At 55.5% G+C, this 24,982-nt stretch carries 21 protein-coding genes and 2 pseudogenes; 2 read left to right on the top strand and 21 right to left on the bottom strand.

Annotation, left to right across the window (positions count from 1 at the left end; translation table 11 throughout):
* The first annotated feature begins 55 nt into the window (after positions 1-55).
* Together ctpM and AC4LF3_RS12555 are read left to right on the top strand one after the other, a co-directional pair.
* On the top strand, positions 56-1,729 hold the full coding sequence (gene ctpM / locus AC4LF3_RS12560) for a methyl-accepting chemotaxis protein CtpM (protein ID WP_150348597.1): 1,674 nt from the start codon (positions 56-58) through the stop codon (positions 1,727-1,729).
* A gap of 108 nt (positions 1,730-1,837) precedes the next feature.
* A complete protein-coding gene (locus tag AC4LF3_RS12555; protein WP_010794915.1) occupies positions 1,838-2,887 on the top strand; it encodes an AI-2E family transporter in 1,050 nt (349 codons plus the stop codon).
* A 52-nt stretch (positions 2,888-2,939) separates the two neighbouring features.
* On the opposite strand, the gene nuoN is transcribed toward AC4LF3_RS12555, so the two are convergent.
* From nuoN to AC4LF3_RS12450, 21 genes and pseudogenes are all read right to left on the bottom strand, one after another.
* Positions 2,940-4,391: an NADH-quinone oxidoreductase subunit NuoN gene (gene nuoN / locus AC4LF3_RS12550; RefSeq protein WP_010794914.1), complete on the bottom strand. Its 1,452-nt coding sequence runs from the start codon at positions 4,389-4,391 to the stop codon at positions 2,940-2,942.
* 7 nt (positions 4,392-4,398) lie between these two features.
* Positions 4,399-5,931, bottom strand: coding sequence for an NADH-quinone oxidoreductase subunit M (gene nuoM, locus AC4LF3_RS12545; protein ID WP_010794913.1), 1,533 nt, complete (start codon positions 5,929-5,931; stop codon positions 4,399-4,401).
* Positions 5,932-5,961: 30 nt separating this feature from the next.
* Complete coding sequence (gene nuoL / locus AC4LF3_RS12540) at positions 5,962-7,809, bottom strand: NADH-quinone oxidoreductase subunit L (RefSeq protein WP_150347060.1); 1,848 nt, start codon at positions 7,807-7,809, stop codon at positions 5,962-5,964.
* Complete coding sequence (gene nuoK, locus AC4LF3_RS12535) at positions 7,806-8,114, bottom strand: NADH-quinone oxidoreductase subunit NuoK (RefSeq protein WP_010794911.1); 309 nt, start codon at positions 8,112-8,114, stop codon at positions 7,806-7,808. Before nuoK ends, nuoL begins: the two co-directional genes overlap by 4 nt.
* Before the next feature lie 19 nt (positions 8,115-8,133).
* Positions 8,134-8,646 carry an NADH-quinone oxidoreductase subunit J gene (gene nuoJ / locus AC4LF3_RS12530; protein WP_010794910.1) on the bottom strand — a complete coding sequence of 171 codons (513 nt, stop codon included), beginning with the start codon at positions 8,644-8,646 and terminating at the stop codon, positions 8,134-8,136.
* A 10-nt stretch (positions 8,647-8,656) separates the two neighbouring features.
* Positions 8,657-9,205: an NADH-quinone oxidoreductase subunit NuoI gene (gene nuoI / locus AC4LF3_RS12525; RefSeq protein WP_491835408.1), complete on the bottom strand. Its 549-nt coding sequence runs from the start codon at positions 9,203-9,205 to the stop codon at positions 8,657-8,659.
* A gap of 11 nt (positions 9,206-9,216) precedes the next feature.
* Positions 9,217-10,212 carry an NADH-quinone oxidoreductase subunit NuoH gene (gene nuoH, locus AC4LF3_RS12520; RefSeq protein WP_010794908.1) on the bottom strand — a complete coding sequence of 332 codons (996 nt, stop codon included), beginning with the start codon at positions 10,210-10,212 and terminating at the stop codon, positions 9,217-9,219.
* The gene (nuoG, locus tag AC4LF3_RS12515; RefSeq protein ID WP_312272026.1) at positions 10,209-12,926 is read right to left on the bottom strand and encodes an NADH-quinone oxidoreductase subunit NuoG; all 2,718 of its coding nucleotides are present in this window, start codon (positions 12,924-12,926) and stop codon (positions 10,209-10,211) included. The genes nuoH and nuoG overlap by 4 nt, the downstream gene beginning before the upstream one ends.
* Positions 12,927-13,077: 151 nt before the next feature.
* The gene (nuoF, locus tag AC4LF3_RS12510) at positions 13,078-14,427 is read right to left on the bottom strand and encodes an NADH-quinone oxidoreductase subunit NuoF (protein ID WP_019365789.1); all 1,350 of its coding nucleotides are present in this window, start codon (positions 14,425-14,427) and stop codon (positions 13,078-13,080) included.
* Complete coding sequence (gene nuoE / locus AC4LF3_RS12505) at positions 14,424-14,924, bottom strand: NADH-quinone oxidoreductase subunit NuoE (RefSeq protein ID WP_173869050.1); 501 nt, start codon at positions 14,922-14,924, stop codon at positions 14,424-14,426. Before nuoE ends, nuoF begins: the two co-directional genes overlap by 4 nt.
* Positions 14,921-16,702 carry an NADH-quinone oxidoreductase subunit C/D gene (nuoC, locus tag AC4LF3_RS12500; RefSeq protein ID WP_010794904.1) on the bottom strand — a complete coding sequence of 594 codons (1,782 nt, stop codon included), beginning with the start codon at positions 16,700-16,702 and terminating at the stop codon, positions 14,921-14,923. Before nuoC ends, nuoE begins: the two co-directional genes overlap by 4 nt.
* Before the next feature lie 45 nt (positions 16,703-16,747).
* Positions 16,748-17,422, bottom strand: a complete 675-nt coding sequence (locus AC4LF3_RS12495; protein WP_010794903.1) for a NuoB/complex I 20 kDa subunit family protein — start codon at positions 17,420-17,422, stop codon at positions 16,748-16,750.
* Between the two features lie 10 nt (positions 17,423-17,432).
* Entirely contained in the window at positions 17,433-17,846 is a 414-nt protein-coding gene (locus AC4LF3_RS12490) for an NADH-quinone oxidoreductase subunit A (RefSeq protein WP_010794902.1), read from the bottom strand.
* 481 nt (positions 17,847-18,327) lie between these two features.
* Positions 18,328-19,116 (bottom strand): secretin N-terminal domain-containing protein, encoded by a 789-nt coding sequence (locus AC4LF3_RS12485; RefSeq protein ID WP_491835407.1) that lies wholly within the window; start codon positions 19,114-19,116, stop codon positions 18,328-18,330.
* Positions 19,113-19,553, bottom strand: a pseudogene (locus AC4LF3_RS12480) (DUF7931 domain-containing protein); the annotation flags it as partial. The gene AC4LF3_RS12485 and the pseudogene AC4LF3_RS12480, both read right to left, overlap by 4 nt.
* Positions 19,554-19,625: 72 nt before the next feature.
* Positions 19,626-20,045: pseudogene (locus AC4LF3_RS12475) on the bottom strand (GNAT family N-acetyltransferase); the annotation flags it as partial.
* Complete coding sequence (locus AC4LF3_RS12470; RefSeq protein ID WP_491835406.1) at positions 20,038-21,210, bottom strand: ribosomal protein uL16 3-hydroxylase; 1,173 nt, start codon at positions 21,208-21,210, stop codon at positions 20,038-20,040. The gene AC4LF3_RS12470 and the pseudogene AC4LF3_RS12475, both read right to left, overlap by 8 nt.
* 57 nt (positions 21,211-21,267) lie before the next feature.
* Positions 21,268-22,638: an adenylosuccinate lyase gene (purB, locus tag AC4LF3_RS12465; protein ID WP_074823921.1), complete on the bottom strand. Its 1,371-nt coding sequence runs from the start codon at positions 22,636-22,638 to the stop codon at positions 21,268-21,270.
* An 89-nt stretch (positions 22,639-22,727) separates the two neighbouring features.
* Positions 22,728-23,348: a high frequency lysogenization protein HflD gene (gene hflD, locus AC4LF3_RS12460; protein ID WP_010794897.1), complete on the bottom strand. Its 621-nt coding sequence runs from the start codon at positions 23,346-23,348 to the stop codon at positions 22,728-22,730.
* Positions 23,345-24,463: a tRNA 2-thiouridine(34) synthase MnmA gene (gene mnmA, locus AC4LF3_RS12455; RefSeq protein WP_010794896.1), complete on the bottom strand. Its 1,119-nt coding sequence runs from the start codon at positions 24,461-24,463 to the stop codon at positions 23,345-23,347. Before mnmA ends, hflD begins: the two co-directional genes overlap by 4 nt.
* A 57-nt stretch (positions 24,464-24,520) precedes the next feature.
* Entirely contained in the window at positions 24,521-24,961 is a 441-nt protein-coding gene (locus tag AC4LF3_RS12450; RefSeq protein WP_491835405.1) for an NUDIX hydrolase, read from the bottom strand.
* Positions 24,962-24,982: the final 21 nt, after the last annotated feature.

Below are 24,982 nucleotides of genomic sequence, written 5' to 3'. Positions count from 1 at the left end.
TTTCGTTTCGCTTGGCCGAAAACCTACTTAGATAACAACCTAAGAGGTCTCAGTGATGAGTTTAAAAGCCAAGGTGCTCCTGCTGGCGCTCCTACCTGTTGTGATTACTACCCTGATCATCAGCGGTATTTCCTATGTGATGCTGAGCAATAAAGCCGAGCGCGATATACAGACAACGCGTGATCGCTTGATGGAGCAAAGCAACGTAACCCTGAAGAATTACGTGCAGGTTGCCCTGACAGCGGTCAAGCCGCTCTACGATGCTTCAGCAGATGGTGATCAGGCGGCCCGCGCCGAGGCAATCAGGATTTTGTCTGGCATCACCTATGGCAAAGACGGCTATATGTTTGGCTATGACTCAAATGTCATCCGCCTTTTCAAGGGAAACGACGCTGAAGGCATAGGCAAGAGCTTTCGTGATAACAAGGATCCGAACGGCGTTTACCTGAACCAGGAGCTGGTCCGTGCAGGTAAGGATGGCACTCATTATGTCCGCTATTCCTCTACATTGCCTGGTAAAACTACCTTGGTTCCCAAGTTGAGCTATACCGAGTACCTGCCCAAGTGGGACCTGGTCCTGGGCTCTGCCATCAACCTGGATGGCGTTGAGGAGCGGCTGGGCAAGATCGAGGCCGATGTACGTGCGCAGACCTTGACTCAGCTGTTCTCAATCATCGGCGTCTCGCTGGTAGTGCTGGTCATCATCGCCATTGCGGCTCATCTATTTGCCATGCGAGTGTTGCGTCCGCTTGAGCTCATGCGTGCAAACCTTGATGACATTGCTGATGGCGAAGGCGATCTGACACGTCGACTGCCGGTGCAGAGTAACGACGAGTTGGGCCGGCTTGCTGGCTCGTTCAATCGATTCGTTGGCAAGATTCATGGAACCGTACAGCAGGTAATCGACATCACTCAGCAGCTCACCGGTTTGCTGGATGAGGTGGCTGCCCAGGCTCGTCGTACCGAGCAGGCCATGCAGCGCCAGCGTAGCGAAACCGATCAGGTTGCCACGGCTATCAACGAGATGTCCGCAGCGGCTCATGAAGTAGCGCAAAGTGCCCAGCAAGCGGCAGAAGCTGCCCGTGAAACCGATGAGCAAGGGCGTGTAGCCAAGCGTGTGGTTGAGGGTAGTGTGGCAGGCATCCATTCTCTGGTCGATGAAGTGCGTGACAGCGGCATGTCGCTCGACAGTCTGCAGCAGGACGTACAGTCTATTGTCAGCGTACTGGATGTTATCCGTTCCATTGCCGAGCAAACCAACCTGCTGGCCTTGAACGCTGCTATCGAGGCGGCTCGGGCTGGTGAGGCGGGTCGTGGTTTTGCGGTCGTGGCCGACGAAGTTCGTGCCCTGGCAAGCCGTACTCAGCAGAGTACCCAGGAGATCCAGGGAATGATCGATCGCCTTCAACAGGGTACGCAAAAGGCGGTTGAGTCGATGCGTCGCTCTGGTGCGGCAGGTGAAAGTACGACTGTCCAGGCCAGTCAGGCAGGCGCCTCGCTCGATACCATCAGCCAGCTGATCGGTACGATTAATGCCATGAACGCCCAGATAGCCAGTGCAGCCGAAGAGCAGACGGCGGTCTCCGAGGAAATCAACCGTAGCGTCCACGAGATTGCTGGCGCGGTTGAAACCATGACGGCAGGGGCTGAGCAGAGTGCGACCACTACCCAGGGGCTAGTCTCGCTAGGGGATCGCCTCCACGGCCTGGTCAAGCAGTTCCGCGTTTAAATCGACATTCCTGAGGGCTCTGTCTGAGCCCTCAGGAACAAGTGCGTGGTATCCAGTGTTCTAACCAAAAGCGACGCTCGTTGCTCTTGAATGGACTTTGGAACCCTGATGAAAAGCACGCGACTTGAAAATAGAACATTTATCTTTCTTCTGATTATTGTCTCGATCGCATTTGCCTGGATTCTGTTGCCCTATTACGGCGCGGTATTTTGGGGAGCGATCCTGGCGATTATTTTCGCCCCTATGCAGCGCTGGTTTCTCAGGCGCTACAACAATCGTAAAAACCTTGCCGCGCTGAGCAGCTTGGGTGTTTGTTTACTCATCGTGATTCTGCCGGTCACAGCGATTAGTATTTCTCTTGTTCAGGAAGGCAGTGCGCTGTATCAGCGAATCAACAGCGGCCAGCTGAATTTCGGCGAATATTTTCAGCACATGTGGCAGGCACTACCGAACGGTATCAAAAGTGTACTGCACCGATTCGATATCACTGACCCAGAAAGTATTCGCGAGCGCCTGACGCAAAGCGTTGCCCAAGGTAGTCAGGCATTGGCAAGCAGGGCCTTGTTGGTAGGGCAGGGGACGTTTCAGTTAGTCATCAGCTTTGGCATCATGCTGTACCTGCTGTTTTTCCTGCTTCGAGACGGGCAATACCTCGTAGGGCTGATCCGCAAAGCCATTCCCTTGAGCGAGATTCACAAGCGCAGCCTGCTACGCAAGTTCACGGCCGTTATCCGGGCCACTGTCAAAGGCAACATTATCGTGGCCGTTGTTCAGGGTGCGTTGGGTGGATTTATCCTGGGAGTACTCGGTGTTGAGGCTGCTGTTCTCTGGGGCGTAATAATGGCGTTCCTGTCGTTGTTGCCGGCAGTAGGCGCTGGGCTGATCTGGGGGCCGGTTGCGGTTTACTTCCTGCTGACAGGCTCGATATGGCAAGGGGTTGTATTGATTCTGTTCGGCGTTATCGTCATCGGCCTGGTAGATAACATTCTGCGTCCTATCTTGGTGGGCAAGGACACCAAGCTACCCGACTACGTGGTACTGATTTCCACACTAGGCGGAATGGCACTGTTTGGTCTCAACGGGTTTGTCATTGGCCCATTGGTGGCGGCGCTCTTTATGTCGGTATGGGACCTCTTCATGCACCGTGAGGAGGAATAAAAAGTTCAAGCAATAAAAAAGCCCCATCACTGGGGCTTTTTTATGAGAGGCCTTACAGGCCTGTATGTTGAAGCACTTGCAACAAGGGCTGCGGGTAAACACCCAACAGCAGCGTCAGGGCTGCAATGGCGATAAGCATGATACCGCCGGCACGCTCACCCCAGTTCATGGGTGCATCGTGACGGCTAAGACCTGGTTGTACCAGATACATCGTTACCATGACACGCAGGTAATAGAACAGGCCGATGGCGCTACCAATAACGACCGCCGCGGTCTGCCACCACAGATGGGACTCGACACCCACCGTAATAATGTAGAACTTGCCGATAAAGCCCGCCGTCAGCGGAATACCTGCAAGCGACAGCATCATCACTGTTAGAACGGCGGTCAGATACGGGCGTCTCCAGAACAGTCCGCGGTACTCAAACAGCGCATCGGCATCGCGTGTGCCATTGCTTGGGCTGGACATGAGCACGATCACGCCAAAGGCTCCCAGGCTGGTAACGACATAAGTCGCCAAGTACACCCCAATCGCCTCTACCGCAATACCATTGCTGGCAGCGAGGGCTACGAGCAGGTATCCAAAGTGTGAGATGGAAGAGTAGCCCAGCAGACGCTTGAGGTTGCTCTGCATCAGGGCCAAGAGGTTGCCGACCAGAATGGAGATGATGGCGATGAAAGCGATCAGGTTATGCAGCCATGTATCGTTCAGCGCAGCGGGCATGGTCTGGAACAGACGAACCACGACAGCGAAAACGGCAACCTTGCTCGCAGTAGCCAGATAAGCGCCCACCGGTGCCGGTGCGCCTTCATAGACATCTGGCGTCCACAAATGGAAGGGTACCAGCGACAGTTTGAAGCCCAGACCTACGATCATCATGCCGATACCGAGTTCCAGCAGCAGGCCGGCCGAGGCTTGCTGAGTCAGCTGCGCACCGATTCCGCTAAAGCTCAGGGTGCCGGACTGTGCATACAGCAGGGCCATGCCAAACAGCAGAATGGCCGAGCCGGCAGCAGATAGCACCAGATACTTCATGCCAGCCTCAAGGGAGCGGCGATTGAAGTAGGAATAGGCCACCAGGCCATACACCGGTACGGACAGCAGCTCGAGGCCAATGAACAGCGAAGCCAGATGCTGCGAGCTTACCAACACGATACCGCCCGTACAGGACAGTAAAAGCAGTAGGTAAAGCTCTTCACGGTTGCTGGAGTATCCCTCCATGTAAGCATGCGACAGCGTCATGCATGCCAACGTGGTAATCAGGATCAGTGCGGTATAGAAGTAGGTGTAGCCATCCATGCGCATGAGGCTGGTGACGTCGATATCGACGACCCGCATCGAGTACACAATGGACAGCAGGGCCAGGTTCAATCCGATTACCGACAGTGTCGGAATCACGGTGTGGTTGCGCCGCCAGGCTATCGCCAGCATCACCACGACGGCGGTCAGACCGGTGATGAGGAGCGGCAGAAGTGCGATGAGATGTTCCGTTGTAAAGGTCATGGCGCTACTACCGGGCAGAAACAATGGAAGAGAAAGCTGTACCCAGCCACTGGTGTACACCACTCATGCTGGCTGCCGACGTATCCAGAATGGGCTGCGGATAAACACCCAGGAGGATCAGCAGACCGACCAGAAGCAGTACCATGGACAGCTCGCGTGCATTGAGCCCCGGCAATTCCCCTTCAGACTTCGCAGGACCGAAGTACGCACGGTGGATCATGATCAATGAGTACACCGAAGCCGCAACCAGACCGAATGTAGCTATCACAACGGTCAGCGGCACCATCGGGAACGCACCCATCAGAATCAGGAACTCGCCTACGAAGTTACCGGTACCCGGCAGGCCCAGAGACGCCGAAGCGAAGAACAGGCTGAGGGCCGGCAGGTAGGGGAGGCGACCCCAGAGTCCACCCATCTCACGCATGTCGCGTGTATGCAGGCGCTCATAGAGCTGACCGCACAGGATGAACAAGCCTGCTGCCGAAAGACCATGGGCGATCATCTGTACCACGACACCCTGCAGTGCATGCTGGCTGCCGGAGTAGATACCGATTAAGACGAAGCCCATGTGCGAAACGCTGGAGTAGGCCACAAGACGCTTGATGTCAGTCTGTGCGAAGGACAGGAACGCACCGTAGAAGATTCCGATGATCCCGAGCCACATGGCAATGGGCGCAAACTCGGCCGAGGCATTGGGAAACAGCGGTACGGCAAAGCGTAGAAGACCGTAAGCGGCTGTTTTCAACAGAATACCGGCAAGGTCTACGGAACCGGCTGTTGGTGCCTGTGCGTGTGCATCGGGAAGCCAGGAGTGAACCGGCACGGCAGGCAGCTTCACGGCAAAGGCAATGAAGAAGCCCAGCATCAGCAGGTATTCAGTCGTTGGATCCATCTGCGTTTTCAGCAGGTCTTCATATTCAAAGGTCAGCACACCAGTTGCGCTGTAGTGCACCAGCACTAGGGCCACGATGGCCACCAGCATGATCAAGCCGCTGGCCTGGGTGAAGATGAAGAACTTGGTAGCAGCGGTAATTCGGCTCTTCTTGCCGTCGGCGGAGCTATGACCCCAGAGTGCGATGAGGAAATACATCGGCACCAGCATCATCTCCCAGAAGAAGAAGAACAGGAACAGGTCGACAGCCAGGAACACACCAACCACACCACCTAGAATCCATAGCAGGTTCAGGTGGAAGAAGCCAACATGCTTCTGGATCTCGCGCCAGGAGCAGACAACAGCCAAAAGACCCAACAGACCTGTCAGCAACACCATAAGCAGCGACAAGCCGTCCATGGCAAAGTGCAGACTGATACCGAAGCGCTCAATCCAGGGATACTGAAATTCGACGGTCCAGTTCTGCTCGCTACCCGGAGCGGGGGCCAGGCTGAAGTCACCGTGCCACCAGACCCACAGGCCAAGCACCAGCTCCAGCAGCATGGTTAATAAAGCAATCCAGCGTGGCAGAAGATTGCCGGAGCGATCTCCCAGCCAGCACAGCAGACCGCCTATGAAGGGGATCAGGATTAGCCAAGGCAGAATCATGACGGGCTCAATTCCTTTCGTAGATTCAAGTCAGGCCAGAAGCAGTGCGGCCAGAAGCAGCACTGCACCACCCACGATGGAGGCAGCATACCAACGCAGGCGGCCGTTCTCTGTAAGGCTCAGCGTGAGGTTACCGGCACGCGCGAGGATCGGGACAATCAGGATCGCCTTGTCGATCGGATCGCTACGCAGCAGTCGGGTAATCGCCAGGTAAGGCTTCACGAAGATCCAATTGTAGAGCCAGTCGAAGCCCCAGGCGTGATACCACCAGGTACCAAAGAATCGACCCGGAGCACTCTTGGCAAGTGCACTGACAAAGCGACGCTTGCCCAGGAAGAGCAGGGCCGCCAACAGGATGCCGGCCAATGCAATGGCGCCTGAGGCAATTTCCAGACTGTGCTTGGCTTCGCCACCTGCATGGCCAGCCGACTGAGGCAGTACACCCGCCAGCGGTGGTGTGATCCAGGCGCCGATAAAGGTGGACAATACGATCAGTACGATTAGTGGCAAGTGATGTGCGATCCCATGACCACCATGGGCCTCAGTCTTGGCTTCACCGTGGAACACGATAAAGATCAGGCGGAAGGTGTAGATCGAGGTCAGGAAGGCACCTATTAGGCCTGCAATCAGCAGATTCTGATGGCCACTGGCAAAGGCTTCCCAGAGGATCTCGTCTTTTGAGTAGAAGCCAGCCGTAATCAGCGGTAGCGCTGCCAGCGCTGAGCCACCAACCAGGAAGCTTGCATAGGCCAGCGGAATCTTTTTCCAAAGACCGCCCATCTTGAAGATGTTCTGCTCGTGATGACAAGCCAGGATGACAGAGCCGGACGCAAGGAACAGAAGTGCCTTGAAGAACGCATGGGTCATCAGATGGAAGATCGCACCGCTCCAGGCGCCTACACCCAGGGCCAGGAACATGTAGCCGATCTGGCTCATGGTGGAGTACGCGAGGATACGCTTGATGTCGGTTTGTACCAGTGCAGCAAAGCCTGCCAGTACCAGCGTAACCGCACCCACGATACCCACTAGATGCAAAATCGAAGGCGTCAGCTCGAACAATCCATGACAACGGGCGATCAGGTATACGCCGGCAGTCACCATGGTCGCTGCGTGGATCAGCGCCGATACTGGGGTCGGGCCTGCCATCGCATCGGCCAGCCAGGTTTGCAAAGGCAGCTGGGCAGATTTACCTACCGCACCACCCAGCAGCATCAGCGTAGCCAGCATCAGCAGCGGATCGTTCATCGTGAACACATCTGGCGCACGAGTCAGCAGTTCCTGGATATCCAGCGTGCCCAGTGTCATGAACAGGATAAACAGACCGAAGGCCATGAACACGTCGCCCACGCGGGTTACGATAAAGGCCTTGAGTGCGGCGTTACCGTTGGCACGTTCGCTGTAGTAGAACCCGATCAGTAGGTAACTGCACAGGCCTACACCTTCCCAACCAAAGTAGAGGAAGAGCAGGTTATCGCCCAGTACCAGGAACAACATGCTTGCCACGAACAAGTTGGTATAGGCAAAAAAGCGTGCATAGCCTGCTTCACCGCGCATGTACCAGGAGGCAAACAGGTGAATCAGAAAGCCTACACCGGTGACCACACACAGCATGGTTACCGAGAGACCATCCAGGTACAACGCGATGTTGGGTGCAAAGCCATCAACGGTCATCCAGTTCCACAGCACCTGGGTGACAGCGCCGGAAGGCGGCGGGCTGGACAGGAACTGCCAGCTAACCCAGGCGGCTGTAAGAGCAGATAGCCCGATCGAGCCTACTCCAATCAGGGCAGATAGGTTTTCGGACCAGCGGCTACGGGAAAACGCCAGCAGCACAAACCCGATAAGGGGAAAGACGAAGGTAAGAGGTAACAGGTTCATCCGCGCATCTCGCTGGCAGCATCGACATCGAGGGTTTGGAAACGGCGATACAGTTGCAGCAGGATCGCCAGGCCGATACTCGCCTCGGCAGCAGCAAGGCTCAGTACCAGAATGAACATCACCTGACCATCCGGTTGCCCCCAACGGCTGCCACCGACCACAAAAGCCAGGGCGGAAGCATTCATCATGATTTCCAGACTCATCAATATGAACAGGATGTTGCGCCGTACCATCAGGCCAACCAGACCCAGGGCGAACAACGCGCCGGCAAGTGCCAGACCATGTTCCAGAGGTATCGCATTCATAGGTCCATTCCTTAACGAGTTACTCGCCGACGCCTTTGACGTCTTGTTGCCGGCCCAAGTGATAGGCCGCAACCAGCGCAGCCAGGAGCAGCATCGACGCCAGTTCGACCGCTAGCAGATAGGGGCCGAACAGGCTGATACCAACCGCTTTTGCATCAACCGTGGTATGACCGATGCTTGCACCGCCGGGCATTCTGCCCAGCACCAGCAGCAACTCGACCAGCAACGCGATGGAAAGAATCGAAGGGCCAACCCAGATGCCAGGCGTTAACCACTTGCGTTCCTGCTCAACCACAGCAGGGCCGAGGTTGAGCATCATCACGACGAATACGAACAACACCATGATGGCGCCAGCGTATACGATGACCTCAAGCGCACCGGCGAATGGAGCGCCAAGGCTGAAGAAGGTCATCGAGACCGCTAGCAGCGAGATGATGAGGTAGAGCAGGGCATGTACCGGATTACGGTTGGTAATCACCCTGAACGTGGCCAGTACGGCGACACCGGCAGCGAAATAGAAAGCAAATTCCATCTTTCCGTCCTTACGGCAGCAGGCTCTTGACGTTGATTGGCTCGGCCTCGCTCTTCGCAGCACCCTTGGGTTTGCCCGCAATGGACATACCGGCGACGCGATAGAAGTTGTAGTCCGGGTACTTGCCGGGTCCGGAGATGAGCAGATGCTCCTTCTCGTACACCAGGTTCTGACGCTCGTACTCGCACATCTCAAAGTCCGGTGTCAGCTGGATAGCAGTGGTAGGACAAGCCTCTTCACACATGCCGCAGAAAATGCAGCGGGAGAAGTTGATACGGAAGAACTCCGGATACCAGCGACCGTCTTCTGCTTCGGTTTTCTGCAGGGAAATACAGCCTACCGGGCACGCTACCGCACACAGGTTGCACGCCACGCAGCGCTCCTGCCCATCGGGATCACGGGTCAGGACAATCCGGCCTCGATAACGAGGCGGCAGATAAACCGGCTCCTCGGGGTACTGCAGGGTGTCGCGCTTTCTAAAGGCATGGGAAAAGATCATCAGCACGCTTCGTAGCTGAGTCCATGTGCCATGCACGACATTGACTATTTCTTTGAACATGGCGGCTCTCCTCAGTGAACCACGGCCGGGGTGGCGTTATACAAAACCACCGCACCGGTAACGAGCAGATTGATCAGGGTCAGCGGCAGACACACCTTCCAGCTGAACGCCATCACCTGGTCATAGCGCGGACGTGGGATAGACGCACGCAGCAAAATGAACAGCATGATGAAGAACGCAGTCTTCAGGGCGAACCAGATGAAGGGTGGCAACAGCGGACCATGCCAGCCACCAAAGAACAGCGTGACGAGCAGGGCAGACACCAGCACGATGCCAATGTATTCGCCTACGAAGAACATGCCCCACTTCATGCCGGCATATTCAACGTGGTAACCATCTGCCAGCTCCTGCTCTGCCTCCGGCTGGTCAAAGGGGTGGCGGTGAGTCACCGCAACGCCTGCGATCAGGAAGGTACAAAAGCCGAAAAACTGAGGGATGATGAACCACAAGCCCTGATGCTGCGCTTCAACAATATCTCGCATGTTGAAAGAGCCGGTCACCGCGACGACGCCCATGAGCGAAAGCCCCATGAACACCTCGTAGGAGACGGTTTGGGCTGAAGCGCGCATGCTACCCAGCAAGGCGAACTTATTGTTGCTAGACCAGCCTGCGAACAGCACTGCATAGACTGCAAGGCCAGCCATCGCAAAGAAGAACAGAAGACCAATGTTCAGGTCCGCCACACCCCAGGTAGGTGTGATCGGTACCACGGCAAACGCGATCAGCAAGGCGCTCATCGCAATGACGGGTGCCAGCATGAACGTCATCTTGTCCGCGAACGGTGGCGTCCAGTCTTCCTTGAAGAACATCTTGATCATGTCGGCGCCCAGCTGGAAGGCACCGAAAGGACCGACACGGTTTGGCCCGTGACGATCCTGCCAGAGGCCAAGCAGACGGCGCTCGACCCAGCTAAGCAGCGCGCCGCAGATAACGACGGCCAACAGGATCACGATGGCCTTCACGACGGCCAGGATAATGGCGATGACGGAAGGGGTTAACCAACTCATTGCGCAGCCTCCTGGACGCGATCGATGGTAAGACCCGCCAGGCGGGCTGGGATGCCTTCAAACCCCACCGGCAAGCCGATCAAGCCAGCAGCCAGACCAGGTTTGACCATCAGCGGCAGGCTCAGCGCCTGACCAGCAACCGTAACGCTGACCTTGGCACCAGGATTGACGCCCAGACGGTCTGCATCAGCTTTTGCAAGCGCGACGTAAACTTCGGGGATACGCTCCTGGAAAGTCTCCGAGCGAGCCGAGGTCTCTTCACTGCCGAACAAATGATGGATCGGTACGGCTTTCCACTGGTTCGCCTGAGCGGAATAGGCTGCCGGAATGGCGTTGAACCAGCTCAGGCGATCGCCAGAAGACTCAATCAGACGAATACCAGGATCGCCCGCACGCAGATGTCCGCCTACCTCGTCCTGGAACTTGTTCCAGGCTTGCGGCGAGTTCCAGCCAGGAGACCAGGCAAATGCGATCTGCTGACGGGGTTCGGCGCTGCCGTAATAGCCTTCCATGGAGAAGGCGAAGGCAGAGTCTATATCCTGTGGCGTTCGCGGCTCGTGAACGCTGATATTGGCGCGCATTGCAGTACGACCGCTGTAACGGTGAGGCTCACGGGAAAGCTTCTGGCCCTTGATACGGAAGGACGCGCTGGGCGCTGCATCCCGAATGCCAGCCAGGCTTGGATGGCTTGCTGCACAGGCCTCGGTAACCTGGTCCAGCTGCGTCCAGTCCACGGCCTTGCCCTGCAAGGTGCTATGCAGTGCATGTAGCCAACGCCAGCCTTCACGAATCAGGCTGCTCGGATCGTAATAAGTAGGCTCGTACACCTGGAAGAAACGCTGGGCACGGCCCTCCTGGCTTACCAGGGTGCCATCACCTTCCGCAAAGCTTGCGGCTGGCAGGACCAGGTCGGCACGCTCTGCCGTAGCTGTACGCTGATGGTCCAGTACGATCAACGTTTTGGCTGCCTTGAGTGCTTCTTCTACGCGTGCAGAGTCGGCGCGACGGAACAGGTCGTTTTCCAGCACGACCAGCGCGTCGGCTTTACCCGCTGTCAGCGCGTCGAACGCATCATCTACCGACTCGCCGCCAAAAATGGCCAGGCCCATGCTGTTGGCTTCGGGAACGACAAGGCTCAGCGAGCCGTTCTTTTCCTTCAGCGCCAGTGCCTTGGCAATGTTGGCAGCAGCCTCGATCAGCGCGCGTGATCCCAGTGAAGTACCCGAGATAATGAGCGGACGCTTGGCATTGAGCAGGGTGTCGGCCACCAACTTGACCTGCTGCGCTACTTCATCGCTCAGACCTTCTACTGCCGGAGCGGAAGCGTCGAGAGCGTTGGCCAGTGCAAAGCCGAAGCGAGCCAGATCTTCCGGCGCACCGTGGATAGTCTGCGCAGCGATGTCATCCAGACGTGTCTCAGCCAGGCTGGCCAGAAACACGGGGTTTTTGCTGGACTGCCCGATGGTCTGGACAGCCGCCTTGTGCCACTCAGGAATACGAGCTGCCGCTGCAATATCGGTTGCCTTGCCTTTGGCTGCCTGACGGACTGCCAGGGCGACACGGGCTGCGGTCTGGGTCAGGTCTTCGCCTAGCACCAGCACAGCGTCATGGTGCTCGATGTCGCGGATGGTGGGTACAGGAAGAGGGCTGTTACGCAAGACATCCAATACAAGGCGGACATGTTCAAGCTCATGCTTGGCCATGCCGCTGTAATAGTTTTCTGCACCTACCAGTTCACGTAGTGCATAGTTGCTTTCCAGGCTAGCACGGGGAGAGCCGATACCGATTACCCTACGCCCACGCAATAGCTCGGCAGCCTTATCCAGTGCAGCATCTACCCCTGCGTTGAGCGAGCCGTTACGCAGCAGTGCCTGGCGAGGGCGATCCTTGCGGTTCACATAGCCATACCCGAAGCGGCCACGGTCGCACAGGAAATAATGATTAACCGAGCCGTTGTAACGGTTCTCGATACGACGAAGCTCGCCATAGCGCTCACCGGGGCTGATGTTGCAACCAGACGAGCAGCCATGACAGATGCTTGGTGCAAACTGCATGTCCCACTTGCGGTTGTAGCGCTCGGAGTGGGTCTTGTCGGTAAACACACCGGTTGGGCAGACTTCAGTCAGGTTTCCGGAAAACTCGCTTTCCAGTGTGCCTTCCTCAACGCGGCCAAAATACACATTGTCATGGGCGCCATAAACGCCCAGATCAGTGCCGCCCGCGTAATCCTTGTAATAGCGCACGCAGCGGTAGCAGGCGATACAGCGGTTCATCTCATGGGAAATGAACGGGCCCAGGTCCTGGTTCTGGTGGGTGCGCTTGGTGAAGCGATAACGGCGCTTGTTATGGCCTGTCATCACGGTCATGTCTTGCAAGTGGCAATGACCGCCTTCCTCACAAACCGGGCAGTCGTGCGGATGGTTGGTCATCAGCCATTCAATGACACTACTGCGGAAGTCTTTGGCTTCCTGGTCATCAATGGATATATAGGTCTTGTCCGTCGAAGGCGTCATGCAGGACATGACGAGGCGACCACGGGTGTCGTTCTCATCAGCAAACTGCTTGACCGCACACTGTCGGCAGGCACCGACGCTACCGAGCGCCGGGTGCCAGCAGAAATAGGGAATATCGAGACCGAGGGACAGGCAAGCCTCCAAAAGGTTGTCCGCACCGTCGACTTCGTACTCTTTGCCGTCTACGTGGATAGTGGCCATGGTTCTTCAGTCTTCGTTTGCCGGGGGACCTGGACAGGCTTTAGCCTCTCCATAGCCTTACCGCGGCGTGGCTATTGGAATCACGGTGTCGCCGTCTTTACACATGCGTTCAGGCGGCGACAGTGGCCAGCTCAGCGAGCCGGCACACAAATCAAATGACTGTTTCTACAACGGAAGGCTGGGGCTCGCTGGGAGCCTTCTTCACGCCCGCCTCGAATTCGCTGCGGAAATACTTGATTGCGCTGGCCAGTGGCTCGACCGCACCAGGGGCATGAGCACAGAACGTTTTGCCTGGGCCAAGGAAGGTGCATAGCTGCAGTAGCGTCTCGATATCGCCGCTTTGACCTTCGCCTTTTTCCAGCGCGCGCAAGAGCTTGACGCTCCATGGCAGACCGTCGCGGCAGGGCGTACACCAGCCACAGGACTCACGGGCAAAGAACTCTTCCATGTTGCGCAGCAGCGAAACCATATTAACGGTATGGTCTACCGCCATGGCGAGGCCGGTACCCATACGGGTACCCACTTTGGCGATACCGCCAGCAAACATAGGTGCCGAGAGATGCTCCGGCAGCAGAAAGCCCGTGCCTGCACCACCTGGCTGCCAGGCCTTCAGGGTATAGCCTTCGCGCATACCGCCAGCATAGTCTTCGAATAGCTCTTGAGCGGGTATGCCAAACGGCAACTCCCACACCCCGGGATTCTTGACTTTGCCGGAGAAGCCCATGAGTTTTGTACCCATGTCTTCGCTTCCCTCGCGCGCCAATGATTTGTACCAATCGACGCCATTGGCGACGATGGCTGGCACGTTGCACAGGGTTTCGACATTATTTACGCAAGTCGGCTTGCCCCAGACGCCAACAGCAGCAGGGAAAGGCGGTTTGGAACGTGGGTTGGCCCGGCGGCCTTCAAGCGAATTGATCAGGGCGGTTTCTTCACCGCAGATGTAGCGGCCCGCACCAGTGTGAACAAACAGCTCGAAGTCAAAGCCACTGCCAAAGATGTTTTTGCCAAGGTAGCCGGCGGCCTTGGCTTCCTCGATGGCGCGATTCAGGTTGCGTGCGGCATCGACATACTCACCACGAAGAAAGATATAACCGCGGTAGGCCTTCAAGGCCCGTGCGCTGATGATCATGCCTTCTACCAGGAGGTGCGGCAGCTGCTCCATGAGCAGGCGGTCCTTCCAGGTGTTAGGCTCCATTTCGTCAGCGTTGCACAGCAGATAACGAATGTTCAGACTTTCATCAGCAGGCATCAGGCCCCATTTGACGCCAGTCGGGAAACCCGCACCACCGCGGCCCTTGAGGCCCGAGTCCTTGACAGTCTGAACGATATCCGTAGATGCCATGTCAGCCAGCGCCTTGCGCGCAGCGCTATAGCCGTCTTTGGACGTGTATTCCTCAAGCCAGACCGGCGCGGCATCGTCACGCAGACGCCAGGTAAGCGGGTGAGTTTCAGGTGTACGAGCGATTTTGTTCGCAGGACCCACGGAGGTAAGCGTCATACATAACCCTCCAGCAATTTGGCGACACCGGACGGCTGGATATTGCCGTAAGTGTCCTCATCGATCATCAGGGCAGGGGCTTTGTCGCAGTTGCCAAGGCAGCATGTCGGGAGCAGGGTAAAGCGACCATCAGCGGTCGTCTGGCCCAGGCCGATACCTAATTGCTCCTGGATCTGTCCCAGTACGGATTCATGGCCACCGATATAGCAGACCATGCTGTCGCAGACGCGGATGATATGACGGCCGACGGGCTGACGAAAAATCTGGCTATAGAAGGTAGCTACGCCTTCCACATCGCTTGCAGGAATGCCGAGGATTTCACCGATGGCATAGATAGCGCCATCCGGGACCCAGCCACGTTCCGTTTGAACGATTTTCAGTGCTTCGATAGATGCCGCACGGGCATCCTCGTAGTGATGCATTTCATGTTCGATGGCAGAGCGTTCGGTTTCACTCAGCTCGAAACGATCAGTTTGAATCAGTGTACTCATGATCAGCGGTCCACATCGGCCATGACGAAATCGATACTGCCCAGGTAGGCGATCAGGTCCGCCACCATGCTGCCTCGGATCACCGAGGGGATCTGTTGCAGATGCGGGAAGCTGGGCGTACGAATGCGAGTCCGGTAGCTCATGGTGCTGCCATCGCTCGTCAGGTAATAACTGTTCAACCCTTTGGTCGCCTCGATTATCTGCATGGATTCGTTGGCCGGCATGACCGGTCCCCAGGAAACTTGCAGGAAGTGAGTGATCAGGGTCTCGATGTGTTGCAGCGTGCGCTCTTTAGGCGGCGGCGTCGTCAGCGGATGGTCTGCCTTGAAGGGGCCTTCAGGCATGTTCTTCAGACACTGATCGATAATGCGCAGGCTCTGACGCATCTCTTCGATACGGACCAGGCAACGATCATAGGCATCGCCGTTGTGCGCGATAGGGACTTCGAATTCGAAGTTCTGATAACCCGAATAAGGCCGTGCCTTGCGCATGTCGAAGTTCAGGCCGGTGGCTCTCAAGTTCGGGCCGGTTACGCCCCAGCGCAATGCTTCTTCAGTGTTGTAATGGGCTACACCTACGGTACGACCTTTTAGGATACTGTTCCGAATGGCTGATTTTTCGTATTCATCCAGACGCTTGGGTAGCCAGTCAACGAACTCCTTGACCAGCTTGTCCCATCCTCGAGGCAGGTCATGGGCCACACCGCCAATACGGAACCATGCTGGGTGCATCCGGAAGCCGGTAATGGCTTCTACCACCTTGTAGGCGCGCTGACGATCCGTAAAGGCGAAGAAGACCGGTGTCATGGCGCCTACGTCCTGAATATAGGTACCCAGGAACAGGAGATGACTCATGATGCGGAAGTATTCACACATCATGATTCGAATCACTTCAACCCGCGCGGGGACTGTAATTCCGGCAAGCTTTTCAACGGCCAATACGTAGGGAAGGTTGTTCATGACACCGCCCAGGTAGTCAACCCGGTCGGTATAAGGAATGTAACTGTGCCAGGACTGACGCTCGCCAGTTTTCTCGGCTGCGCGGTGGTGATAGCCGATCTCGGGAACGCAGTCGACAATTTCTTCGCCGTCCAGCTGAAGAATGATACGGAAGGCACCGTGGGCGGACGGGTGGTTCGGACCCAGGTTCAGGAACATGAAGTCAGACGTGTCGCTCTGCTGCTTCATGCCCCATTCTTCAGGCTTGAAGCGTAGGGTTTCCTGCTCCAGATCCTGCTTGGCCGCGTTCAGGGCGTAGGGGTCGAATTCCGTCGCGCGGGCTGGATAGTCCTTGCGCAGCGGGTGGCCTTGCCAGCTGTCAGGCATCAGCATCCGCTTGAGCAGGGGATGGCCGTCGAACCGGATGCCGAACATGTCCCAGACTTCACGCTCGTACCAGTTAGCGTTCGGCCAGATATCAGTCACGGTGGGCAAGGTCAGATCGTTCATCGACAGCGCGACCTTGATCATCACATCGCTATTCCGCTCGATGGACATCAACTGATAGAACACAGTGAAGTCGGCTGGCGGCAGGCCGCGGCGCTGGGTACGCAGCCGTTCATCCATGCCGTGCAGGTCGTACAGCATGACGTACGGACGCGGCAGGTTACGCAGGTAGGTCAGTACTTCTTTAAGCTTTTCACGGGGCACCCACACTACGGGCATGCCCGTACGAGTAGTTTGAACAGTTAGCGCATCCGCGCTAAAGCGTGCCTTGAGTTCACCCACCACGCCTTCATCTTGGGCAGCGTGCAGGGGTGCGGACAGAACAGTGTCTGCAGTCATGATTATCCGTCGCTATCGGTCAACGTCACGTGTGAGCCTGAGGGCTCACACTTCGTCGGGGCTGCGCAGGTTGGTTACCTGAATACGCTGTTCGCGTCGCTGCTCTCGTTGGGCTGGCATCTCGGCACGATAAATACCTTGCTCACCAACAACCCATGAGAGTGGACGACGCTCTTCGCCAATCGAGTCCTGCAAGAGCATCAAGCCTTGGAGGAATGCCTCGGGACGAGGAGGGCAGCCCGGAATATAGACGTCTACAGGCAGGAACTTGTCCACGCCCTGGACTACCGAGTACACGTCGTACATACCACCGGAATTAGCGCAGGCGCCCATTGAGATGACCCACTTGGGTTCGAGCATCTGTTCGTACAGACGCTGAATGACCGGAGCCATCTTTATAAAGCAGGTACCTGCCACCACCATGAAATCCGCCTGCCGCGGTGAGGCCCGGATAACTTCAGCACCAAAGCGGGCGATATCGTGCGGCGCGGTAAACGCTGTGGTCATTTCCACATAGCAGCACGAAAGACCGAAGTTGTAAGGCCAGAGGGAGTTCTTGCGCCCCCAGTTGACGGTGTTGTGCAGGACGTCATCGAGTTTGCCCATAAAGATGTTCTTATGGACTTGCCCTTCAGTCGGATCGGAAACGGTTTCCCGTGTCCCGGCCGGATAGCGTTCTACGACCGCATCGGGATCGATCCTGGTAAGTTTGTATTGCATCGCCAAAGCCTCATTGTTTTAGCTTCGCCTGCCGCTTACGGCGGCCTTCAGGAGCCCAGTCGAGCGCCCCGATCCGCCATAGGTAAACAAGACCCGCCAACAGAATTGCTATGAAAACTGTAACTTCGATGAATCCAGCCCATCCTGATTCACGGACGGATACGGACCATGCGAAGAGAAAGAGCGCTTCGACGTCAAAGATCACGAACAGCATCGCGACCAGATAGAATTTAGCGGAGAGGCGCAGTCGCGCTCCACCGGTAGGAACGATACCCGACTCGAAGGGATCGTTTTTACTACGGCCAACAGCACGGCTGCCTAGCAGGCTGGAAACGCCGAGCATGAATCCTATAAGACCGACTACACCCAAAAGGAAAATCGCAAAGCTCCAATTGTGAGCTAGAAGACCGGTCGTATCAGGCATGCTCATGGTCCTTATCATTTTTGCTAGTAAAAATCCTGCCTCATCCTGCGACATGACGTCGCAAGCGGCGGTGGAATTCTATTCCTGAATAACGCGTGTGTAAAATTTTTGACGAAAAAAGATTTGTTTAAATGATTTCCGTCAATCGTATTCAGGTAAAGTGGATTAAATCTTTGTTTATTAAGATTTATTCTCAACTAAATTCGCTATTTGGACGCTCTAATAATTGAGTGATTTAGTTGGTTTTATACGTGCAAATCGCTCTTGTTATTAGCGTAGCAGGCTCACTCCCAATTGCTAGAAGTATTGTTCTTTATAAATAAGCTGCGTAAGTTTAGCGTTTAATATGAAGGGTCCAGGTAATATCTTATTGATATCACCTGGATTCGCATACGACAGATGAAGCGTGTTGTGAAGTGCAGTCAATGCATGGACGCTAGTGAGATATGTGCGTCTTGAAGGTTGATACGCCAGGGTGTTTTTAGTCGAGAAGGTCCACCTTGACCCTGAGTTGAGTATCCTGACTGCCCCGAGTTGAATATTCATACAGGATTCTGTCTTCAGAGCGTGAAGCATTCTGTGAAAAACCGCTCAGCGTAATCCATTCGCCTAGCCGGCCGCTGACGCGGGTGCTGGTGGATTGAGTATTGATAGTGTTGGGCTGATTTCTGTCCAGGCTGTTGTTGCCGCCATCTATTGTCAAATGTACAAGATTGCCTGTAAGGCTGGCAGTAACGTAAAAGCCACGGTTGAGATCGCGATACTCAGTACGGGTATAAGGGCGACCGTAAGGGTCGATTTCAGTGGTGGAAATAGGCACGCTTTGACCAATCTTGACCAAGGCAGGGGAGCCTTCCGTTGCCTGTACCTGCTGTGTGCCGTCTTGCTGTGTGCCGGTGCTGTTACTGATGATGCGAACCTGCGTGTCTGGATGATTACCCAGTCGTCCGTTAACCGAGTAACCCTGCTCATCGCCCTCATCTGCATCGCGTGTATCGACAGTAATCAAAAGGCGATGCGGCTCTGTATCCAATTGAGATAACAGGCTTTTGATTTCAGTGATTTTGTTCGACTCAGCATTAACGATGAGTTGATTGCCATAGGTACTGACTTTGCCTTCTGAGCCCAAAGTGGATTGCACGATAGGCAGCAGTTCATCGGCGGCTCTGTAATTAAGGGGAATCACTTCAGTACGAGGTGCCGCCTGTGCTGCGAAAGCAGTCATCAGCATGGACAGAAATAAGGCCAAGTACGCGCGATAGGGCTTCATAACACCATGCTTCTCACGTTAGGGTCCGATTGGCTGGTTTGCCAGATGCTGTCGAATCGGCTCTGTTGCAAGCGAACAGTGGCTCTCGCGTTGTAATAGGCCGTACCGGTATATAGCTGTGGGTTGTTGCGAATCACCAGGCCCTGATCGTCTATCAGTACGTAAGCGGTGTCGTCTGCCGGATAATCAGGCGAGCGCCTGCGAATTAAAAAGTTACTGGTCAGGCGTCGTGCCAGATTGATGAGTCGATGGCTCTGACGTACAGCTTGGCCTGAGTCCTTGAGCAGTACACGCAGGCGATTGCGAGGGTGCGCCAGTAAAAAACGTGTAATGGCGTGCTCTACATCGCTGCGGTTGTATAGCTGTGGTTCAAAGTCTGGACTATAGATACAGATGCTGCGTCGTGCCTGGGAAAGCAATTCAACGATATGGAGAGCAGCAGCATCAGGAGTCTCGAAGCGCATCTCACGCTTTTCATCGGCTGCTACGGTCTCTGTTTGCTCCAGCGTAGAGTGTCTGGTCATGTCGACATGGGCGATACCCGCCTCCAGATATTCATCACTGGTGACAGTGAACCCCAAGCGCTGATAAAACGGAATGGCCTGGATTTGTGCGCTCAAAACCTGACGATGTAATCTGCGTCGCTCGGCCTCGGATATCACTGCATGCATGATGGTTGAGCCAACATTGAGGCCCCGCCAATCGCGTAAAACCGCAACGCGACCTATGCGGCCATCCTCCAGTAGGCGAGCAGTGCCTACTGGATAAAGACCCTCTTGAGCCAGAAAGTGTATGGCATGCTCATCTTCCGAGTCCCATTCCATTTCTGGCGGTACAGCCTGCTCTTGGACAAATACGGTTTCTCGTATATGTCTCAGGGCCTCGTTGTCACGCTTCCAGTCTGCGACGCGGATAGAGAGATCACTCATCAGCAAATACCAGGCTGCCTTGTTCAATGAGTTCGCGTATCAGTTCCCGGCCGGCTTCATCCTCTAGCCAGTTGCCCAGGTTTTCTTGATGCAATGCGTCAGCTGAGCATGCCAGCGCAAGCAAGGGTTGAAGGTGGCCGGAAAGTAATCTGCTTTGACCGCTCGCGAAAATCATCACATCGTCGCCCATTTGTGACCAGGCCAGTCGTGCGCTGGGGTTGCGTATAAGGCAGGCGCCATCTTCCAGAGCTTGGACCAGATCACCTTCTAGAAGAGACTCGCCGCTGATCAGCTCAGGGTAGCGTGGCTCGGTCATGTATTGGCCAAACCAGGCCAATAGCATCCGCTCATCATTGATGTGTTCTTGTATAAGGGCTTTAAGGCGATCTACAGCGTCTTGCTTGATCTGGCCAGAGTCTGCTGCCTGCGCAGGTTCAGTGCCTGCATCACTATAGCGCTCTTCTTCCGGGATGAACTGAGTCAAAAAGTCGGTGAAGTGCGTCAAGACCTCTGAGGTACTGGGTGCGCGAAAACCTATCGAATAGGTCATGCACTCATCCTCGGCAATGCCATCATGGGCAAGCTGAGGGGGTAGATACAACATGTCGCCGGGTTCCAACACCCATTCATCGGTCTGCTCAAATTCCGCCAGGATCTTGATATCCGGGTTGTCCTGTAAAGGACTTTCACTGGTGCAACGCTGACCGATCTTCCAGCGACGTCGACCATAACCTTGCAAAAGGAATACGTCGTAGTTGTCGTAGTGGGGACCAACGCCGCCGCCTGGTGCTGCATAGCTGATCATGACGTCGTCGATGCGCCAGCTTGGCAGGAATTTGAATGGCTCGACCAATTCGGCTACTTCAGGAACGAACTGGTCAACCGCTTGAACGAGCAGTGTCCACTCACGCTCAGGCAGGGTAGAAAAGTCTTCTTCCTTGAAGGGACCTTGGCGTAGCTGCCATGGGCCTTGTTCTCCGGGCGCGATGATGCGTGACTCAACTTCTTCTTCGAGAGCGAGGCCAGCCAGTTCGTCAGGAGATAGCGGTGTTTCGAAATCCGGGATGGCCTGACGGATCAACAGGGGTTTGCGCTGCCAATAGTCGCGCAGGAATTCTCGAGCCGTCAGGCCGCCCAACAGTTGCAAAGGAGTGTCTGCGTTCATGTCTGTCTCTGAAATAAAAAAGCCCGGCGCAGCCGGGCATAAGAATAGGCTCGGTATTCAAATACGCTTGGCTTGCTCTATAGCATTACCAATATAGTTGGCAGGTGTCAGCGCCTTGAGTTCTGCCTTGGCCTCTGCAGGAATGTCCAACCCTTCAATAAAAGTTTGCAGGGCTTCGGCGCTGATGCCTTTGCCGCGGGTCAATTCCTTGAGCTTTTCATACGGATTAGCTACGCCGTAACGACGCATGACGGTTTGAACCGGCTCGGCCAAGACTTCCCAGCAGTTGTCCAGATCGTCAGCGATACGCTGCGCATTCAGCTCCAGCTTGCTGATGCCCTTGAGCGTGGCTTCATAGGCAATAACACTATGGGCGAAGCCGACACCCAGATTACGAAGCACCGTCGAGTCGGTCAGGTCGCGCTGCCAGCGAGAGATAGGCAACTTGCTGGCAAGGTGCTGCAGAAGTGCATTGGCAATACCAAGGTTGCCTTCGGAGTTCTCGAAGTCGATCGGATTGACCTTATGTGGCATGGTCGAAGAACCGATTTCGCCCGCAACGGTTTTCTGCTTGAAGTAGCCTAGCGAAATATAGCCCCAGATATCCCGATCAAAATCGATCAGGATGGTGTTGAAGCGAGCAATGGCATCGAACAGTTCCGCAATATAGTCATGCGGCTCGATTTGCGTAGTGTAGGGGTTCCAGGTAAGACCCAGGTCATTCTCGACGAAGGCTTGTGCGTTCGCCTCCCAATTGATTTGGGAATAGGCCGACAGGTGTGCGTTGTAGTTACCTACGGCGCCGTTGATCTTGCCAAGCAGCTCGATACCAGCAATCTGCTTGATCTGGCGATCCAGGCGATACACCACGTTGGCCAGTTCCTTACCCAGTGTAGTAGGGGAGGCTGGCTGTCCATGAGTGCGCGACAGCATCGGGACGTCGGCAAAACGGTGTGCCAGCTCGCGGATGGCGCCCGAGATGTTACGCATCAGTGGTAATAGAACGGTATCACGACCTTCGCGAAGCATGAGTGCATGAGAAAGGTTATTGATATCTTCTGATGTGCAGGCGAAGTGGATAAATTCGCTGACGGCATTGAGCTCAGGCAGTGCTGCAGCCTGCTCTTTCAGCAGATACTCAATAGCCTTGACGTCGTGGTTGGTCGTGCGCTCGATTTCCTTTACCCGTTCTGCCTGCTCCAGGCTAAAACTGGTTACCAGCTTTTCCAGAATCTCATTGGCCTGCGTGGAGAAGGGCGCTACTTCGGGGATGGCATCATGCGAGGCCAAGCGCTGGAGCCAGCGAACTTCAACCATGGCGCGGAAACGGATCAGACCGTATTCGCTGAAAATCGGGCGCAGGGCTTGGGTTTTGCTGGCATAGCGGCCGTCAATAGGCGAAACCGCGGTAAGCGAGGAAAGCTGCATGGGGCATTCTCGACAGTCAATGAGAGGAAAAAGGCGCGATAGCATACACCAAAGCGCCATGTTTGGCTGAGCGCGAGCGAGATGGCTGATCAGCTGTTCAGGAGAGGATAGAGCTCATCAAGCATCTTGCGTCGACTAAAGACCATCTGCCAGCGGTGTCCGCCCAGTTGTCGCCAGAGACGGGCAGAACGAATGCCGGCCAATAGCAATGCTCTCACCTTGGCGGCGTTGGCCGGTATCTGTAGGTAACGCATCTCGCCATGCACCTGAATACGCTGGCGAAATGTACTCAGTGTGTCTTCATAAATGCTGCCAAAGCTGGCAATGACGTTTTCATGCGTCAAACCAAAGTGTTGAACCTGCTGCTGCACCTGATCAAGGCGCTTGCCAATCAGTTCCAGCATGTCTTCGCGCCGGTCTAGCCGTCGTTCCAGAGCAATCATCGACAAGGCGTATTTAAGAGGCTCTCGCTGCAGGCTTGAGGGGTTGCGCTCCAGGGCGCTGGACAACGCCCTCATGCCATCGCGCAGGTCGATACTGTCTCCGCCATAGACCTCAAGTGTGGTTTGTGGGTTTGTAGCCAGCAGGCTGCCCAACATGCAGGCCAGTGGCGCCTCGCTGATCTGTCCCGTCTTGGCCAGGCGATCGACCAGAAACGCGGCCTCGAAGACAGCACCCAGTGCTACCAGTTGCTCATGTATCGACGTCATGCTGCAGGGCTCTCCCTATATGCAGGCTCAGCGTCTTCGATAACACCACCACCCAGGCAAATCTCTCCATCATAGAAAACAACAGATTGACCTGGGGTGACAGCCCTTTGTGGCACTTCAAAGACAGCACGATAACCGGTGGCTGTTCTTTCAAGGCGGCAGGCCTGGTCCTGCTGGCGATACCGTACTTTGGCTTTCAGCTTGAGAGGGGACGTCAAATCGACCGGGTTGACCCAGTAAATAGTGTTGACGGTCAACGCTTGAGAATACAGCCAGGGGTGTTCGTTACCCTGACCAACGATCAGAACGTTACGCTTCAGGTCTTTGCTCAGGACGTACCACGGGTCATCTCCGGAATCCTTCATGCCACCGATGCCCAGCCCCTGCCGCTGGCCAATGGTGTGATACATCAGCCCATGATGTTTGCCGATGATCTTGCCTTCGGTGGTTTCGATATTGCCGGGCTGAGCGGGCAGGTACTGCTTGAGAAAATCGGCAAAGCGGCGCTCGCCGATAAAGCAGATACCGGTAGAGTCTTTTTTTCGTGCTGTGGCCAGTCCGTATTTTTCGGCAATCGAGCGAACTTCGGGCTTTTCCAGTTCGCCTACCGGGAACAATGTCTTGGCCAGCTGTTCGCCACCCACCGCGTGGAGGAAATAGCTCTGGTCCTTGTTGGGATCCAGGCCTTTTAGTAGCTGGGTCTGGTCGTTTTCGTCCCGACGGCGAACATAATGACCCGTGGCGATAAGATCGCCCCCCAGCATCAAGGCGTAGTCAAGAAATGCCTTGAACTTGATTTCCCGGTTACACAGGATGTCTGGATTGGGCGTTCGGCCTGCCTTGTACTCTTCCAGGAAGTGTTCGAAGACGTTATCCCAATATTCGGCTGCGAAGTTGGCCGTGTGCAGCTTGATACCAAGCCGGTCGCACACTGCCTGGGCGTCAGCTAGGTCTTCTTTGGCTGTACAGTATTCAGTGCCGTCATCCTCTTCCCAGTTTTTCATGAAGAGGCCTTCGACCTGGTATCCCTGTTCCTTCAGGAGCAGCGCTGAAACAGAGGAGTCCACTCCGCCTGACATGCCGACAATGACGCGTGTTGAAGAGGGCGTATGCATATGCAGAAGTATTCAGGAAAAAGCACAGTTTAACAGGGTAAGGCAGGGCACGGCGACCTAGAGACGGATCACTTCCAGGGGGAAGGAGCCAGTGCTGAGATAATCATCAACGCAGCGCAGGACCAATTCACTGCGCCAGGAGGCCTCATTTGCAACCAGTTCCTCCCGGGTCATCCATTTAGGGCCGATAATGCCCACGTCGAGTGGGTGCTCGGGTAGGTGGCGAAGCGGACGCGCTGAAAAGCAGACGCGCTGGTAGGTCACACCATTGCTAGGAGCGGTATACAAGTAAATGCCTGTGACACCTGTAAGCTCAACTTCCCAACCGGTTTCTTCGAGGGTTTCTCTACGGGCGGCGTCGAGCAGGCTTTCATTGGCCTCAAGGTGCCCGGCCGGCTGATTGAGGCGTGGTTGGCCATCAATCAGTTCTTCGGTAAACAGAAAACGTCCCTGATCTTCAATAACGGTTGCGACGGTGATATGGGGTTCCCATTTCATAAGAGGCCCTGTTTTCAGTGA

Source organism: Pseudomonas sp. C2.3V, from assembly GCF_058536325.1.
The sequence above is the reverse complement of the archived record's forward strand: the minus strand, read 5'-3'. Positions and strand labels throughout refer to the sequence as shown.